Source organism: Neisseria sp. P0001.S005 (assembly GCF_051963715.1).
The window spans coordinates 1-314 of sequence record NZ_JBQCTZ010000894.1; the positions used below are offsets into that span (position 1 = coordinate 1).

A 314-nucleotide genomic window follows, 5' to 3' on the forward strand; every position below is an offset into this window, starting at 1 on the left:
TAAAACTGAAACAGCGCGTGGCAAGGCGGCAAGGCCATTTCGTCGACCAAAGCCGGATTCCATGCCGATACAATCAGGCGGCGCGAGTCGGGTTTTTTCTTGATTTGTTCAACCACATTGGCAATTTGGTCGATATGGCGGCCGTCGGGTGCGGGCCAGCTGCGCCATTGGTAGCCGTAAACCGGGCCCAAATCGCCGTTTTCATCCGCCCATTCGTCCCAAATGGAAACGTTGTTATCTTTCAGGTATTTGATGTTGGTATCGCCTTTGAGAAACCAAAGCAGCTCATGAATAATCGAGCGCAGATGCAGTTT

At 51.6% G+C, this 314-nt stretch carries 1 protein-coding gene; it reads right to left on the reverse strand.

The features are described 5' to 3' along the window. Nucleotides 1-314 (reverse strand): thymidylate synthase (gene thyA / locus ACTHSP_RS23395; RefSeq protein WP_440347168.1); only part of this gene is annotated, 314 nt, incomplete at both ends.